This is a genomic window from Paenibacillus sp. J31R122 (assembly GCF_056269185.1).
Window position 1 is genome coordinate 1 of record NZ_JBWDNM010000023.1, and the last position, 17,174, is coordinate 17,174.

The window sequence follows — 17,174 nt, forward strand, 5'->3', positions numbered from 1 at the left end:
TCGACTTGCATGTATTAGGCACGCCGCCAGCGTTCGTCCTGAGCCAGGATCAAACTCTCCAAATTGGTGTTTGACTTGCTCATTACTTTTTATCGCTTTTTCTAATGATCCATAAGGATCGTTAGGGCAGTTTAATACTCGTTGTTCAGTTTTCAAAGAGCAATCTTTGGTCGCTTGCCAACCGTATGTCTCGTTGGCGACCTAGATAATATATCACGCAGGCCTATATGAATGCAAGCTTTATTTTTAAAAATCATATAATTGTTTTGAAATGCGCTTATGACCACCGTAAAACTCTAGAAACTCGCTTTTATTATATAGAAGAGACATAACTTACTTATGTTAATCAACTCCGTTAAATCGTGTGTTCTACTGCTTTATCCGATGAAATAAAAAAAAACGCCGGGCAGCTACGCCCAGCGGTCCTATATGTCGTTGTCCTTGATACGCTTATTTACTCTGCTGTGCGTTGTTCTCTCATATGCGGGAATAGCAGCACATCTCGGATCGAAGGAGAGTCGGTCAACAGCATAACTAAACGGTCAATCCCTATTCCGAGCCCGCCTGTTGGCGGCATACCGTATTCTAGAGCGCGAATGAAGTCATCATCCATCTCATGCGCCTCGTCATTACCATGCTCGCGTTCTACTAGCTGAGACTCGAAGCGTTCACGCTGATCAATTGGATCATTCAGCTCAGTAAAGGCGTTGGCATGCTCACGCGCAACAATAAACAGCTCGAATCGATCTGTAAACCGAGGATCGGATTCACTTTTCTTGGCAAGCGGTGATATAGCAACAGGATGACCTGTAACGAACGTTGGCTGAATCAAAGTATGCTCTCCAAATTGCTCGAAGAACGCGTTCACGATATGACCAAATGTCATATGCGGATCGACAGCAACCTTATGCTCCTTAGCCAAACGATGTGCTTCCTCGTCACTCATTTCAACGTTGAAATCAACACCTGTTGTTTCTTTAACAAGATCAACCATCGTAACACGACGCCATTGCGGAGTCAGATCGATCTCTTGGCCTTGATACATAATTTTCGTTGAGCCAAGTACTTCTTGTGCAATATGTGCAATGAGATTCTCAGTCAACGCCATAATATCCTTGTAATCCGCATAAGCCTCGTACAGCTCGATCATCGTGAATTCAGGATTGTGACGTGTAGAAATACCTTCATTTCGGTATACGCGCCCAATCTCATAGACCTTCTCCAATCCGCCAACAATTAGACGTTTCAGATGAAGCTCAATTGCGATCCGCATATAAAGCTGCATATCTAGAGCATTATGATGCGTTTCGAATGGTCGAGCCGCCGCGCCTCCAGCAATAGAATGCAATGTAGGCGTTTCAACCTCTAAGTAATCCAGGGAATCCAAATAACGGCGCATGGATTGAATAATTTTCGAACGAGTGATAAAAGTCTGTTGAACATCCGGGTTCACGATCAAATCTACGTAACGTTGACGGTATCGAAGCTCTACATCCTTAAGACCGTGGTATTTATCTGGAAGAGGAAGCAATGACTTAGTCAATACCTCTACATCTAGCGCCTTTACTGATATTTCTCCCGTATTGGTTTTGAACACAACACCATGTACGCCGATAATATCGCCGATATCGAGCAAATTAAATGCTGCGAATTTCTGTTCGTCAACCGCGTCTTTACGAACATAAATTTGAATTCTGCCGCTCAAGTCTTGTATATGAGCAAAGCCTGCTTTGCCCATACCGCGCTTCTGCATAATACGGCCGGCAATACTCACCTTTACCCCTTGCTCTTCCAGTTCCTCTTTGCTTGCCGCTTCATGTGAATCCATAATATTTTTGGCATTATGAGTGCGTTCGAATTTGCGGCCGAACGGATCCACACCTAGCTCACGAAGCTCGTCCAGCTTGTCTCTGCGAATTTGCAAAAGCTCACTTAGCTCTTGTTCATTGTTCACTTGCTCTTTGTTATCATGCTCCACTTCATTCATCTCCTTGACACGTTCGGTAAACGTTCAAAAAGCTTCCCACAAGGAAGCTTTCCGAGCCGCACATAGCAAACTTTATTTTTTTATATCGATAATCTTGTATTGGATGATTCCGACTGGTACGTTTACTTCAACGACTATGCCTTTTTTCTTGCCCAGAATCGCTTTCCCAACCGGACTTTCATTTGAAATCTTGTTTTGTAAAGGATCGGCCTCAGCTGAACCGACAATCGCGTATTCCATCGTATCGCCATACTCCATATCCTCGACTGTAACAATGGACCCAATACTTACGATATCAGTATCAATTTCATCGTTATTTATAATGCGCGCATTGCGCAGCATTTTCTCAAGGGTAATAACACGGCCTTCAATGAATGCTTGCTCATTCTTCGCGTCCTCGTATTCCGAGTTTTCACTGATATCGCCATAGCCAATCGCTACTTTGATCCGTTCAGCAACTTCACGACGTTTGACCGATTTAAGATTCTCTAATTCATCTTCGAGCTTTCGAAGCCCTTCTTGAGTCAGAATGATTTGCTTATCGTTCATCTTTCCGATTCTCCTGTCGTGTGACTAATTTTCATACCGTGTATGAATTCACTGTTACTTAATATATTACGCTTAACAACCTTCATACCTATAGTTGTTGAAGTGCGCTCGTGGTGTGCTCGATAGATTATATTGCACGATTATATTTCAAAGTTACCCTGAATGTCAATCAAAGCCAGCAGAACCATGAAAACCATTTCATTGTCGATCCACCAAGAATAAACGACCTTCATCGTCCATAGAAGACATTAGTGCGTTTCTAGGGGATAGATAAGTAGATTGATATCATTCCATGTCAAAAACTGTCGATGTTCGACTGGCATTCAGGCAAAATGTATTTGTACCCTTTGCAGTACTTAGTAAACAACTTCTCCTGCAACTTGATTATCCTCTGACATTTCGCTTGAAGGCGCCATATCCGCCTGCTCTTCAAGCGATAAAATGTACTTCTCCAATATGGAAACCAATGGATCACGTCCGGTCTCTTCCATTATAACATCCTTCACGCGAGCACCGCCCGGCAGACCCTTCAAGTACCAAGCTAAATGCTTTCGCATCTCACGTACGGCGACGTGCTCATTCTTCAGCGCGACCAAACGATCTAAGTGAAGAATAGCTACCTCCATCTTCTCACGAGGAGTTGGATCGCTTAACAGCTCACCGTTCGTCAAATATTGAATCGTACGGTACAGCATCCATGGGTTTCCAAGCGCGCCTCTACCGATCATGACACCGTCACAGCCCGTATGGTCGAGTAACCGTTTGGCATCTTCAGGAGAACATACATCACCGTTTCCAATTACGGGAATAGATACCGCTTCTTTAACATCCTTTATAATGTCCCAATTAGCCTTGCCCGTATACAGCTGTTCGCGCGTACGACCGTGCACGCTGACAGCGCTACCGCCTGCCCGCTCTACTGCACGTGCATTCTCCACTGCATAAATGTGCTCAGCATCCCAACCAATACGCATTTTCACCGTGACTGGCTTTTTAACAGCATCAACTACTGCCGATACCATTTCGTATATTTTGTTAGGATCGAGCAGCCACCTTGCACCCGCATCACATTTCGTAACTTTTGGAACTGGACAGCCCATATTAATATCGATGATGTCCGCATTTGTTTGCTGGTCAACTACTTTTGCCGCTTCGACAAGTGATTCCCGGTCACCGCCGAAAATTTGAAGGCTTAGGGGCTTTTCCCGTTCATCAACATACAGCATCTCCAGCGTTCGCTTGTTACCGTGCAGGATTGCCTTGTCACTTACCATCTCAGCGCAAACAAGACCCGTTCCAAATTCCTTAGCAATTAATCGAAAAGCTGGGTTGCACACGCCTGCCATCGGCGCCAGCACTACTCTGTTCTTCATCTCGATGTCTCCGATTTTCAGCATGTCGCTCCTTGCTCCTTTACAGCCTTATTTAAAATAGAAATCATTTTGTAAGAGTTGCTACTCTCGGTCATTGGACATTAATTCTTCATAGCTGATATCTAATGTTTTGGCAATATGATTAAGCAGCTTAGGATCTGTCTTTCTTGTTCCCCGCTCCAATGATCCAAGCACCGCCACTGATACGCCAAGCTTCTTGGCCAGCTCCTGCTGTGTGTAGCCCTTCAGCTTCCGAAAGGCTCTGACGCGCTGCGCCAATTGGTTGTTTTCCATAATGAAATGCCTTCCTTTCCATCCAGAAGTGCCACTCTTGAAGACGAACTAACCTGATCCCTTAGCGGGTGTGCTCGTTCGATAACATCATTCAACGGCACTAACACGAATGCTCGCTCCATCATACGCGGATGCGGCAGCGTCAGCTCCTCTTGATCCATTCTGACATTATCATATAGGAGAAGATCAAGGTCAATGGTTCTCGGTCCCCAACGCACCTGTCGAATTCGTCCGAGCTGCTGCTCAATGGCAAGCAGCTGACGCAATAATTGAATTGGCGCTAATACGGTCCGAACGACCACGACCATATTCAGAAATGACGGCTGCTCCGTAAAACCTACAGGGTCGGTCTCGTAAATGGCCGACACTCTGCAAACATCAAGGTCTGTATGACCATTAATCTGCTCTATTGCTTCATAAAGCAGTTGGTCCCGATCACCCATGTTCGAGCCTAAACCAATATATGCTTCAACCACTGCGCCGTTACGCTGGTATTGTTCGTCCATCAGCATCTCGCTTTCTGCGCATCTCTATCGTTACACCGTCAAAATGGATGTCGAACGGCGGATGTGGCTTAGTTACTCGAACTGTCACTTCATTTACCATAGTATAAGCTTCCAAAACACGCGATGCAATGTTGCCGGTTAATGCTTCTATTAGTTTATATGGCGGACCCTCTACAATTTTTTTCGTAAAAGCATGAATATCCGCGTAATTTATCGTAAAGTTTAGATCGTCCGTTTGCGCAGCTTGCTCTAAATCCATTTTCAATTCCAGATCAATAAAGAACTGCTGCCCAAGCTTATTCTCCTCCGCAAAAACGCCATGATAGCCATAGAAGCGCATCCCTCTAATTATCATATTATCCAATTCAGTCACTCCCCTAACAATTTAGCTCCTCTTACATGTTAAAGAGCTTTAGTCGGTGCAATCTGTGTCACATTTTTCTATTGTAAAAAGCTCACCTATTCCCCAATCAGCTTCGATAAAAAATAGCATCTGTCATAAGAGCTGTCCGCTTGATTGCACGGACATCATGCACGCGCACGATTTGACAGCCTTGCGCGATTCCAACTGCGACGGTCGCAGCCGTCCCCTCTACAAGCTCTTCAACTGGCAAATTTAATGCCTGACGGATGAAACGCTTGCGAGAGGTTCCTAACAACACAGGATAACCAAGCTCTGCAAGCTCAGAAAGACGTCTGATCATTTCAATGTTTTCATCATAGCTTTTGGCAAAACCGATACCGGGGTCAAGCCATACCTGATCATCTAAGATACCAGCCGCTCTTGCAATCGTAATGCTGCCCTGAAGATCGGTGAGAACATCCGGAACGAGGTCATTATAGTTCTGGTCATGGCGATTATGATTAATAATAACAGGACAACCATATTCAGCAACGACTGCTGCCATATTGGGATCACTCTTCAATCCCCAAATATCATTAATAATATGCGCACCAGCTTCAAGAGCTTGGCGAGCCGTCTCCGGCTTGTATGTGTCAATCGAGAGCGGGATATGCGGGAGTGCTTCGCGAACCGCCCGAATAACCGGCAAAATACGCCGCAGCTCTTCTTCAAGAGCTACTGGCTCAAAGCCAGGACGAGTGGATTCACCGCCAATATCAAGAATATCAGCTCCCTCGCTTACCATTGCCTCAGCATGCGCAACAGCCGCGTCTACATGGGTATAACGTCCGCCATCCGAGAAAGAATCTGGTGTTGCATTCAATATCCCCATAATTAATGTCCGTTGACCAAGCTCGAGCTTGACGCCGCCGCTAAGATTGTATTCTCGTTTCTGAAAACTAGGTTGACTATTTATTGTCATTACGTTACCTTCATCCTTTCTCTTGCTGCTTATCAACATCCGTACCGCCCGCGCAGTCCGGACCTGCTCTCATAGCCTATTTTTACTATGTACTGTAACCTCTCAATCCAAGGGTTAAGAAAACGTCGTATCGCGATATAACGACAACAGCTGCCTGGTAACCGCCCCCGCCGTACCACTGCTTACCTTAACACTTTGACCGCTCATGTCCGTCAGCTTAGTAATGGGGATAAGCTCTTGTATCGAATTAGTCATCCAAATTTCATCCGCTTGCAGCAGATGTTCCCAGCTGTATAATCCTTCTTCCACTTTATAACCTTTATCGAGTGCCAGCTCCACTACTCGCTCCCGCGTTATTCCAGGTAAAATACCAGTAGTAATAGAGGGAGTATGTACAACGCCATCTGCTACGAAAAATAAATTGCTCGTAATGCCTTCCGCCAACCAGCCCTCATCGCTAAGCATCAATCCTTCTACTCCGATCGCGGCTCCGCAATGAACCAATTCTCGCTTAGCAATAATATTGTTCATATAATGGAGAGATTTAAAGCGAACATCGCCTTCCGGCGTATTCCGCCGCGTCTGCAGAAGCCGCAGTTCCCGTCCGTGCATATGAACCTCATTATTCGCTTTTGGCAGTGATTTTACAAGCAATAGTACGGTCGGGTGCATATAATCACCCGATGGCAATCCAAGCTCAGCTTCACCTGCACTTACTGTAAGCCGCACATAGCCATCCCCGAGTCCGTTTGCATCCAACACCTCACGTGCCCAATTATCAATCAGAGTCAAGTCAGCACGATAAGGTATACCGAGCTGATCACACCCATGCTGCAAACGCTTCAAGTGTCTATCCAACAAATAGGGCTTGCCATTATAGGTTCGAAATGTTTCAAACAAGCCTATCCCGTACAAAAAACCGTGATCATATACTGAGATCACGGCCTTGCTCGCATCCAAAACGGAGCCATTCAGTCCGACTTTCATCGTGCTGCTCCCGTCCGTTTTTGCAAAAAATTACGAAGCATCGTAAGCCCATGCTCCGTTATGATAGATTCAGGATGGAATTGCACCCCTTCGATCGCATGCTCCTTATGTCGCAAGCCCATTATTTCACCTTCGGCCGTTTCCGCAGTAATCTCCAAGCAATCTGGAAGCGTTTCTCTGCGAACAATAAGCGAATGATAGCGGGTAGCGGTGAATGGCGATGGCATTCCCTCGAAAATCGATTTTCCATCATGAAAAATTGCTGAAGTCTTGCCGTGCATCAGTCTCTCCGCGCGTACTACATCCCCTCCGAATGCTTGTCCGATCGATTGATGTCCCAAGCAAACACCGAAAATCGGTATTTTCCCTTTAAAATGCTCGATTAGCGACAAACTAACACCCGCTTCATTCGGCGAACAAGGTCCCGGTGATATCAGTATGTGATCAGGAGCTAAAGCTTCTATGCCGGCTAAATCGATCTCGTCATTCCGCTTAACCGTAATTTCTTCCCCAAGCTCTCCTAGGTACTGAACCAAATTGTACGTAAAAGAATCATAATTATCGATTACAAGTATCATCGCAAGACTCCCCCTTCATCCTATTCACATTCACTCTTGGTTTAACACTTTTAATTGTTCACTGTATTGAATGGCCTTCCATAAAGCCTTCGCCTTATTCAATGATTCTTCATATTCCCGATCCGGATTAGAATCAATAACGATACCCGCACCTGCTTGAATATGAACATGACCGCCTTGCACGACCATAGTTCTAATAATAATATTAAATTCCATATCGCCGTTGTAGTCAATCCACCCAAGAGAACCAGTATACGGGCCTCTGCGAGTGGGTTCCAGCTCTTCGATAATTTCCATGGTGCGTATTTTTGGCGCTCCTGTAATCGTCCCGCCTGGAAACGTGGCTGCTATGACGTCGTAAGCATCTTTTCCACCTGCTAGCTGTCCTTCAACCTGCGAGACGAGATGCATTACATGCGAATACTGTTCAATAACCATCAGCTCTTTCACATGGACCGTACCATAGGCCGATATGCGACCGAGATCATTCCGCTCGAGGTCGACGAGCATAATATGCTCCGCCCGCTCCTTCTCATTCGATCGCAAAGCTTCAGCCAGCCGTTGATCTTCTTCCTCTGTAAGTCCGCGACGTCTGGTTCCTGCGATCGGCCTAGTAATGAGTCGATTCTCATTAAGCTCGACCAGAAGCTCAGGCGATGCCGACACAAGCTGGAAGTCAGGGCAGCGCAGAAAGCCCATATACGGAGAAGGATTGAATATTCTAAGCCATTCATACAGCTCTTCAGGAGACGTATCAACCGCCCTGCTCTGGCGTACTGACAAATTAACCTGAAATACATCTCCTTGCTCAATATAACGTTGAATGCTGCAAACGGCTTCCTTGTACGCTTCCTTTGCGAATGGAGAATGTATACCTTTGAATGTCTCGACATCAATATGCAGAGAATCCTCTTCGGTCAGACGCAGTCGGGCAACGCGCTGCTCTGTAGCTTTCTCCCTTGCTTCTACTTCATCAAACCATTTCAGCCAGTAATCGGCCATTTCTTCAATTTTTGAAAGACCGTGCACATAAACTTCCTTTAAATCATCGTCGCTTGTATCCAATGCAATTTTGTTATGAACGACAGCATATAGCTTCTTATCCACATGATCGATAATCCAAAGCTCATTTATCCGCAGAAACAGATAGTCAGGCAGCTTCAAATCATCTTCAGCCTGCTCAGGCAGCCGCTCAATTGACCGTACAATATCATAGCTCCAATAGCCTATGCAGCCTCCGGTCCATTTAGGGCCATTGTCGACTCTAGGACCCTTGTGACCCTCCATCCACTGTCGAACAACCTCAAGCGGCTTTCCATGCCACAGTTGCTCGCTCTGTCCCTCTTGCGGCTTGAACTCCACGGATTCAGCTGTTAAGCCCTTTCCGCGGATGATACCGTCTGGATGAAGGCCCAAATAAGTGTAACGGCCTTCCTTACCACTCTCGAGTACAAAAGCATAAGGAGAAGCATCCTGCCATACCTCTTCCCACGAAACAACTCCCGCTCTATTGTCGAAATGAAAAGGAATCTGCTTAATTAGCGGTAGTGTCGTATATTTCCGTTCGGCGTGCCACCGAGTCCACTGGTCTAATGCGGTGACCATCACCTTCAACCCCCGATTGCTTAACTTATTTTGCTCAGTATACAGAATAGAACGTCAAGTGTAAACGGCTGACTCCGTCCTTTGGCGGCGTAAGCTTGTTTCGCGGTGAAATGAAACCTACTTTGTCATCTTTACATAATGACAAACGATTTCTCGTAAATATAGGTTGAGTATAAGCGTGAAACTTATACATCCTATATTTTGAGAAGAAACCTACTTTGTCATCCTTACTTAAGGATAAACGGTTTCTCGTAAAAATATAGGCAGAGTATAAGAGTCAAACTTATATTTTCCTATATTTTAAAAAGAAAGCCTTCCATTCCGAAGAATGAAAGGCTTCCTGTTATTGTATGCACAAAACTAATTATCGAAGTTAAACAGCGGTGTGCTCAGGTAACGTTCGCCGTTGCTTGGAACGATAGCAACTACACGTTTGCCCGCGCCTAGCTCTTTCGCTACTTGCAGAGCAGCATAAATAGCTGCGCCGGAAGATATTCCACATAGAATGCCTTCTTCCTTCGCTGCGCGACGAGCGTATTCAAACGCCTCTTCATTCTCAATTGTAATGACAGCGTCATACACATCACGGTTCAATATATCAGGTACAAAGTTCGCGCCGATACCTTGAATTTTGTGAGCGCCAGGCTTTCCGCCAGACAAAATTGGTGAGCCAGCAGGCTCAACAGCATAGATCTTGATGCCTTCGAAGTTCTGCTTCAATACTTCACCAGTACCCGAGATAGTACCGCCTGTACCGATACCTGCAACGAAAGCGTCCAATTTACCGTCAAGCGAGTTGATGGCTTCAACGATTTCAGGACCCGTTGTCTCACGATGAACCTTCACATTCGCTTGGTTTTTGAATTGTTGCGGCAAGAAGTAAGACGGGTTTTCTGCCGCCAGCTCTTCAGCTTTGCGAACAGCGCCGTTCATACCTTCGGAGCCTGGTGTTAATACGAGGTCCGCACCATATGCGCGGAGCAGGTTGCGACGCTCAATACTCATTGTTTCTGGCATAACTAGAATAGCGTTATAACCTTTTGCCGCTGCAACGAGTGCTAGACCGATTCCTGTGTTGCCACTTGTAGGCTCAATAATAGTATCGCCTGGCTTAATGATTCCTTCTTGCTCCGCTACCTCAATCATGCTGAGAGCGATACGGTCTTTAACACTAGCACCTGGGTTTTGGTACTCAAGCTTCACATAAACCTCTGCACTACCTTCTGGTACGAGACGATTCAAACGAACAAGCGGAGTATCACCGATAAGATCAAGAACGCTTTGAACTATTTTGGCCATAAAATGACTTCCTCCTTATTCCGACTGGTTCAGTTGGTATTTTAGCTAACTTAATATTAACAATGTCTTATAGTCGTTGTCAATAGACACTTCCAGCTCGATTGTCAGGGGGTTTGTACAGCGTCATATTTGTTTAAAAGCCGATCCTCTAAGTCATTCAGTGATTCTGCCTTCTCTAGTGCCAACTGCTTTCGAACGGCATCCTGCAGTCTGCTTCCAATCAATTCCGATGTCACATGGCGCTCTAATAATCGAATAATCGCATATCCGCCATCTACCTTAATGGGACCAGCTGTCTCGGTTACTTGAAGTTTACTTGCGGTATCCAGCATGCCACTATCGTAAAAAGGATCCTGCACATCAATCAAGCCTAAGTCGCCACCACTATCAGCTGTAAAACCATCTAGTGAGTAGCTGCGCGCCAGTAATGCAAAATCCTCGCCATCACGCAGAAGCTGCAGCACTGCATTAGCTTCCTTCTCCGTTTCAGTCAAAATCCATTGCAAATGAAGCTGAAGCTGTGATCCATATTCCTCAGGATGCTCCGTAATATATTTCTCTACTTCAACATCAGTTACAATGATGCTGCGAACCGCTATTTTCTCTAACAGCAGCTTATAACGCAAGTCTTCTTGCACTTGCTCCTTCGTCATACCCAGCTGCTCTTTCATAACCTCGTAATAACGAGCCTCGCTGTCGTAGCCGTCAATCACCTCATCAAGCTCCCGCTGCATTTCCTCTTGCGACACGCTTAACTCCGAGGCCTCAGCCTCCAAGTCTATCGCTTTGTGTACCATCATCACTCTTAGCACACTGTCACCATACTGTTTGTAAAGCTGGTCATCCAGCTCCGCAGCTGTTATGAGTACATTTCCCACCTTGGCTACTGTCCGATTAGGGTCTGCTTGTTCGGGGGTATTGGCTCCTGGCGTTTGTTCCGGCTTATCAGGTTCAGCTGTTCCATCATCACGGCCAACATTCGTCTGTGGCTGTGGATCAATTAGTCTATTGTTCCCTGGCCACACCTTTATTACTACTACCACGGTTAATACAACCATACATACAGCTTGAAGGATGACCACTGCCTTCAGTACTTTGTATTTCCTCATTGCCCCAATGCCTCCGATTATTGGATCGGCTTCGGTTTAGCTTGAGCAAGCAATTGCCCGAGCTGTGCCCGTTCGAATGTATATGCTTCGTTGCAAAATTGGCAAACGACTTCCGCTTTTCCGTCTTCTTCAATAATTTGCTGTAGTTCTTGTTCACCTAAACTGAGAAGCGTTTGCTCTACACGATCCGACGAACAGAAGCATTGAAATTTCAAGTCCATCGTATCATGAATAGTTAGCTCTCCGTCCCCGACAATCCAACGAAGCAGTTCCTCAGGAGATTCCCCTTGGTCAAGCAGTGCGGTGACTGGCGGCATTGAAGCTACAGCCTGCTCCAGTCTCGTAATTTCCACATCCGTCAAACCTGGCATCAATTGCACAATGAATCCACCCGCATGCAGGACTGAATTATCCGTGTCTACCAGTACACCTAATCCTACAGCAGATGGCGTTTGCTCAGATACAGCGAAATAATAGGTGAAGTCTTCGCCCAGCTCTCCCGAAATAATTGGAACGCTGCCGCGATAAGGCTCTTTCATACCTAAATCTTTGCTGATATGCAGGTGACCGCTTCTTCCGACAGCACCTGCCACATCAAGTTTGCCCTTTGCATTGCTAGCCAAATGAACCTCTGGATGGTCTACGTAGCCCCGTACCTCGCCATCCGCATTAGCATCAACGACGATTTGGCCGATTGGACCATCACCCTTCACTTGAATGGTAAGCTTTTCTTTCCCTTTAAGCATGGCTCCCATTATAGCGCCGGCTGTCAGTGTTCTTCCAAGCGCTGCCGTTGCCGTCGGAAATGTGCCATGTCTTTGGCGAAGCTCCTCTACGAGCTGAGTCGTACGAGCTGCGAACACTCTTATTTTACCGCCCCACGCTGTTCCTCGCACAAGTACGTCCTTCAGCTGATCGTCCATTATATTACCTCCTGATTGCGCTCGTATATGATACGCAGACCCTCAAGCGTCAGCAGTGGATCCACTTCTTCTATTGTCTCTGACTCAGCAGCAATTAACTCTGCAAAGCCGCCCGTTGCAATAACTCGCGGTGTAACACCGAACTCTTTACGAATACGACCTACAATTCCGTCAACCTGTCCAGCATAGCCAAAAATAATACCCGCTTGCATAGAGGTTACCGGATTACGACCGATCACACTCTTTGGTCTAACAAGCTCTATACGAGGAAGCTTGGCCGCTCGTTGGTACAAGGCTTCCGTTGATATTCCAATCCCTGGAACAATCGCTCCACCCAAATAATTGCCGCCCTCATCTATGTAATCAAATGTAGTAGCGGTGCCAAAGTCGACGATAATTAATGGTGATCCATATTTCACAATGCCCGCTACGGAGTTGACTATACGATCCGCACCGACCTCGCGTGGATTTTCATAACGAATATTTAAGCCAGTTTTCACACCTGGTCCAACAATTAAAGGAGTCTTGTGCAAATACTTAAGACACAGCTCCTCCAATGTTCGCATGAGCGGAGGCACGACTGAGGATACGACAACTCCATCAATCTGATCAAGCTTCACGCCTGCAAAATGGAACAGGTTATGAATATTAATGCCATATTCATCTACTGTCGAAGAACGATTCGTACTTAGACGCCAATGATGAAGCAGTTCTTTCCCTTTGTAAATACCAAGCACAATATTTGTGTTTCCGACATCAATAACGAGGATCACAACATTTACCCGCCCTTCTTCGCATTCAAATCCAAGCTAATATCCAGCGCATGGAAGGAATACGTCAATCCGCCGATCGATATAACGTCAACGCCACAAGCCGCAATTGCATAAACGGTGTCAAGAGTTACCCCTCCTGAAGCCTCTACAATAACATGCGGTGCCGCTGCTTTAATACGTCCTACCGCTTCCGTCATAATAGCCGTACTCATATTATCCAGCATGATGATATCAGCCCCGCAAGCTAGCGCTTCATCAACCTGCTCAATCGATTCGGTCTCTACTTCAATTTTCATTGTATGAGGAATTTTGTGGCGCGCCGCCTCTACAGCAGCTCTTATTGTACCCGCACCCTTAATATGATTGTCTTTAATCATTACTGCATCATATAAGCCAAAACGGTGATTGGCTCCACCACCAACGCGCACCGCATACTTCTCCATCATCCGATGGCCCGGTGTTGTTTTGCGAGTATCAACAAGTCTAACCGGCAGCCCCGCAAGCGCATCGACGAAGGAACGTGTCTTAGTCGCAATTCCCGACAGTCTCTGCATCAAATTAAGAGCAAGACGCTCTCCGGTTAATAAGCTATGAGTACTGCCCTCTACAATGGCGAGTACCGTACCCTTCTCTACATAATCGCCGTCTTGCACCTTCGCTTCAAACACAAGTGACGAATCAACCACTTCAAATACAAGCCTTGCGATAGGTATTCCGGCAATTATGCCGCTTTCCTTCACATGAATAACCGCCTTCGATCGCGAATCCTTCGGAATCGTTGTCTCGGTCGTTATGTCGCCGCTTCCTACATCCTCAGACAGCCATCCGTGAATTTGTTCACGCACGGCAACGTCATACCCACCTGTTGTCCATTCAAACATCTTCTATCCGCTCCTCCGTCAGTCCATATAGACGGTGCAATACCGTATGCTTTCTCCACATTACATCGTCACGCGCTGGAAAGTCCTCGCGATAGTGTCCGCCGCGGCTTTCCTCCCGCTGCAATGCCGCCTCGGTAGTCAGCATCGCGCAGGTTAGCAAGTTAGCAAATTCATAGTCTTCCCGTTCCGTTAGAATAGACTGGAATATGGGAAGCTGCCGTTTAAGCTCTTCAAGGCCTTTGCCAAGCCCCTTCGCGTCACGGCGAAGCCCGACATACCGAACCATAATTTTCTGCAGTTTAAGACGTCGCTCTACAACCGCCTGAATCGGTGTGCTGGTTCTTTCTAGTTCATTATGAATAGCCGGCTCGATAAGAAGATCCGATAATTCATCAATGCGCTTAACAATTCTTCTGCCGAATACGATAGCTTCCGATAAGGAATTGCTTGCCAAACGATTTGCTCCATGTACACCGGTTGATGAGACCTCGCCGCATGCGAACAATCGCTTTATATTTGTTTCCCCATTTAGATCCGTTTTCACTCCACCCATCATATAATGCATGGCAGGTGCAACAGGAATCCAATCAGACGTCAAATCCAAACCGTACTTTAAACAGTATTCATATATAGTAGGAAAACGATGCTTCACCATCTCTGCCGATTCATGTGTAATATCAATATAGACAAAAGTTGATTTCGTCTCTTCCATTTCGCTAACGATAGCGCGGGCAACAATATCCCGTGGAGCCAGCTCCATTTGCTCATGGTAACGATCCATGAAGCGCTCGCCTTTAATGTTGCGGAGTACAGCACCTTCCCCCCGCACCGCTTCCGAAATAAGAAAACGCGGCGCTCCAGGATAACAAAGTGAGGTCGGATGAAACTGAAGAAACTCCACATCTTGAATGAATGCACCCGCACGGTAAGCCATCGCAATTCCATCGCCTGTTGCTACCTCAGGATTTGTTGTATAGCGGTACAATTGGCCCGCGCCACCTGAGCATAATATAGTCGCTTTTCCTTTTACGAACAGTCGCTGTCCGTTAGGCTTCTGCACAATTGCTCCACAGCACTCGCCGTCTTGGGTTATAAGGTCGATAACAAAAGAATCATCCCATACTTCAATTTTGGGATTAGACACCGCATTTTCCGATAGCGCGCGTACGATCTCGTAACCTGTTGCATCTCCATTGGCATGCAAAATACGACGCTGACTATGAGCGCCTTCCTTCGTCAGAGCATACTCGCCATCATTCTCCATATCAAATAGCGTACCCATCTTAATAAGTCTGCGTACACCTTTCGGTCCTTCATGGACAAGCACATCAACAGCTTCATTCGAGCATAAACCTGCTCCAGCAATTAATGTATCTTGACGATGATATTCCGGAGAATCCTCATCGGAGATGACGGCGGCAATTCCGCCTTGTGCATATCTTGTATTGCTGTCCAGCAGTGATTTCTTCGTAATCATAAGTACCGAATTATTTTCGCTTGCCCGTATAGCGGTAAAAAGACCGGCTATGCCGGCCCCAATTACAATGACGTCTTTTTCAATAACGGGTAGCCCGTTTAATTGCACATCAACTAAATATCTAGGAATCATAGAGGGCTCCTCCAAATGTTTACGTTCTAATCCTTCAAACATAGGAACAGCGTATGCTACTTAACAAGCAGCATACGCTCCAAGGATAAACGGGCCTGATCGGCAACTGCCGGCGGAACATAAATTTGTGGCTGCATCGTCTCTAAACATTTAACGAGCTTCTTCAAATTGTTCACCTTCATGTTCGGACAAACCAAATATTTAGATGCAAAATGGAACGTCTTGCCCGGGCTGTCTAAACGCAACTGATAACCAGTGCCATCCTCGGTTCCAACAATAAATTGTTGGCAATCAGATTCCTTGCAATATTTAATGATGGCGGTTGTACTGCCAACGAAGTCTCCAAGCTCAACTACCTCAGGACGACATTCAGGATGCACAACAAACTGGGCATCTGGATATTTCGCTTTCATTTCTTCTACATCTTTAACCGTAAGCATATCATGCGTATTGCAGTAACCTTCCCAGATTATCATTTTCTTATCTGTGTTCTGCTGCACATAATGACCAAGGTTCTTATCCGGTACCCAGATAACCTCGTCACCTTCAACCGAATTCACAACCTTAACCGCATTCGCAGACGTACAGCAAATGTCTGTCTCTGCTTTAATTTCAGCAGAGGAGTTAATATAGGTAACGACTTTGGCATTCGGATGCTGTGCCTTAAGTTTGCGCAAACCATCAACACTAACCATGTCTGCCATTGGGCAGCCGGCACGTTCATCCGGGATAATAACAGTCTTGTTCGGAGCCAAAATTTTCGCGCTTTCTCCCATGAAATGAACGCCGCAAAATACAATAACGTCAGCATCTGTTTCCGCCGCTTTCTGGGCTAGCAGAAAGGAGTCTCCACGAAAGTCAGCGACTTCTTGAATTTCATCTCGTTGATAATAATGAGCTAAAATAATGGCATTTCGTTCTTTCTTTAACTGTAACAACCGTTCACGCAGTTCGCGGTTTTGTTCCGCTTTGCGTTCCAGTGCCAGTGCTTCCATGGTAGATCCTCTCCTCTTATGAGGGATGGGGGATTAGCCCATTCCATGATCGGGCCAGCAGACTTTGTGAATTGATGCACAAACTATGAAAGTCGCTCGCTTATAAATCAAAACAAAAGTGATAATTAATAAATGAATGGATTAAGACTTAATTTACACGTGGTAGAAGGTGCTGTCAATCCATAATGCGCCTTTTTATAGAGCCAATTTCTAATTCGGGCTGTTTCAGTAATCCTTTAGAAATTGCTCCATCATTTTATTTGAATGGAATTACAATTCCATATGCTAGCATTTGTTTTTTTTACTACAGGTTTACATCTGTATTATAGGCTAAATCTGAACATTAATAAAGAAAAAAGTCGGCTTTCTACTCAAGAAAAG

At 45.8% G+C, this 17,174-nt stretch carries 17 protein-coding genes and 1 rRNA gene; all 18 read right to left on the reverse strand.

Annotation, left to right across the window (positions count from 1 at the left end):
- Positions 1-65: ribosomal RNA gene (locus AC0YN7_RS27050) — 16S ribosomal RNA — on the reverse strand; the annotation flags it as partial.
- A gap of 389 nt (positions 66-454) precedes the next feature.
- Positions 455-1,987, reverse strand: a complete 1,533-nt coding sequence (lysS, locus tag AC0YN7_RS27055; protein ID WP_475813133.1) for a lysine--tRNA ligase — start codon at positions 1,985-1,987, stop codon at positions 455-457.
- Positions 1,988-2,059: 72 nt separating this feature from the next.
- Positions 2,060-2,536 carry a transcription elongation factor GreA gene (gene greA, locus AC0YN7_RS27060; protein ID WP_475813134.1) on the reverse strand — a complete coding sequence of 159 codons (477 nt, stop codon included), beginning with the start codon at positions 2,534-2,536 and terminating at the stop codon, positions 2,060-2,062.
- Positions 2,537-2,892: 356 nt separating this feature from the next.
- Entirely contained in the window at positions 2,893-3,933 is a 1,041-nt protein-coding gene (gene dusB, locus AC0YN7_RS27065) for a tRNA dihydrouridine synthase DusB (RefSeq protein WP_475813135.1), read from the reverse strand.
- Positions 3,934-3,990: 57 nt separating this feature from the next.
- The gene (locus AC0YN7_RS27070; protein ID WP_475813136.1) at positions 3,991-4,203 is read right to left on the reverse strand and encodes a helix-turn-helix domain-containing protein; all 213 of its coding nucleotides are present in this window, start codon (positions 4,201-4,203) and stop codon (positions 3,991-3,993) included.
- Positions 4,155-4,709, reverse strand: a complete 555-nt coding sequence (folK, locus tag AC0YN7_RS27075) for a 2-amino-4-hydroxy-6-hydroxymethyldihydropteridine diphosphokinase (protein ID WP_475813137.1) — start codon at positions 4,707-4,709, stop codon at positions 4,155-4,157. The genes AC0YN7_RS27070 and folK overlap by 49 nt, the downstream gene beginning before the upstream one ends.
- A complete protein-coding gene (gene folB, locus AC0YN7_RS27080) occupies positions 4,687-5,073 on the reverse strand; it encodes a dihydroneopterin aldolase (protein ID WP_475813138.1) in 387 nt (128 codons plus the stop codon). Before folB ends, folK begins: the two co-directional genes overlap by 23 nt.
- 106 nt (positions 5,074-5,179) lie before the next feature.
- A complete protein-coding gene (gene folP, locus AC0YN7_RS27085) occupies positions 5,180-6,034 on the reverse strand; it encodes a dihydropteroate synthase (protein ID WP_475813139.1) in 855 nt (284 codons plus the stop codon).
- A gap of 114 nt (positions 6,035-6,148) precedes the next feature.
- Positions 6,149-7,021, reverse strand: a complete 873-nt coding sequence (pabC, locus tag AC0YN7_RS27090; RefSeq protein ID WP_475813140.1) for an aminodeoxychorismate lyase — start codon at positions 7,019-7,021, stop codon at positions 6,149-6,151.
- Positions 7,018-7,599: an aminodeoxychorismate/anthranilate synthase component II gene (gene pabA, locus AC0YN7_RS27095; RefSeq protein ID WP_475813141.1), complete on the reverse strand. Its 582-nt coding sequence runs from the start codon at positions 7,597-7,599 to the stop codon at positions 7,018-7,020. The genes pabC and pabA overlap by 4 nt, the downstream gene beginning before the upstream one ends.
- 30 nt (positions 7,600-7,629) lie before the next feature.
- Positions 7,630-9,204, reverse strand: coding sequence for an anthranilate synthase component I family protein (locus tag AC0YN7_RS27100; RefSeq protein WP_475813142.1), 1,575 nt, complete (start codon positions 9,202-9,204; stop codon positions 7,630-7,632).
- 360 nt (positions 9,205-9,564) lie between these two features.
- Positions 9,565-10,503 (reverse strand): cysteine synthase A, encoded by a 939-nt coding sequence (gene cysK / locus AC0YN7_RS27105; RefSeq protein WP_475813143.1) that lies wholly within the window; start codon positions 10,501-10,503, stop codon positions 9,565-9,567.
- A 104-nt stretch (positions 10,504-10,607) separates the two neighbouring features.
- Positions 10,608-11,612: a peptidylprolyl isomerase gene (locus AC0YN7_RS27110; RefSeq protein WP_475813144.1), complete on the reverse strand. Its 1,005-nt coding sequence runs from the start codon at positions 11,610-11,612 to the stop codon at positions 10,608-10,610.
- Between the two features lie 17 nt (positions 11,613-11,629).
- Positions 11,630-12,535 (reverse strand): Hsp33 family molecular chaperone HslO, encoded by a 906-nt coding sequence (hslO, locus tag AC0YN7_RS27115; RefSeq protein ID WP_475813145.1) that lies wholly within the window; start codon positions 12,533-12,535, stop codon positions 11,630-11,632.
- Positions 12,535-13,308 carry a type III pantothenate kinase gene (locus AC0YN7_RS27120; RefSeq protein WP_475813146.1) on the reverse strand — a complete coding sequence of 258 codons (774 nt, stop codon included), beginning with the start codon at positions 13,306-13,308 and terminating at the stop codon, positions 12,535-12,537. Before AC0YN7_RS27120 ends, hslO begins: the two co-directional genes overlap by 1 nt.
- 5 nt (positions 13,309-13,313) lie before the next feature.
- Positions 13,314-14,189 (reverse strand): carboxylating nicotinate-nucleotide diphosphorylase, encoded by an 876-nt coding sequence (gene nadC / locus AC0YN7_RS27125; protein WP_475813147.1) that lies wholly within the window; start codon positions 14,187-14,189, stop codon positions 13,314-13,316.
- Complete coding sequence (nadB, locus tag AC0YN7_RS27130) at positions 14,182-15,798, reverse strand: L-aspartate oxidase (protein ID WP_475813148.1); 1,617 nt, start codon at positions 15,796-15,798, stop codon at positions 14,182-14,184. Before nadB ends, nadC begins: the two co-directional genes overlap by 8 nt.
- A gap of 56 nt (positions 15,799-15,854) precedes the next feature.
- Positions 15,855-16,793, reverse strand: coding sequence for a quinolinate synthase NadA (gene nadA / locus AC0YN7_RS27135; protein WP_475813149.1), 939 nt, complete (start codon positions 16,791-16,793; stop codon positions 15,855-15,857).
- Between the last annotated feature and the right edge of the window lie 381 nt (positions 16,794-17,174).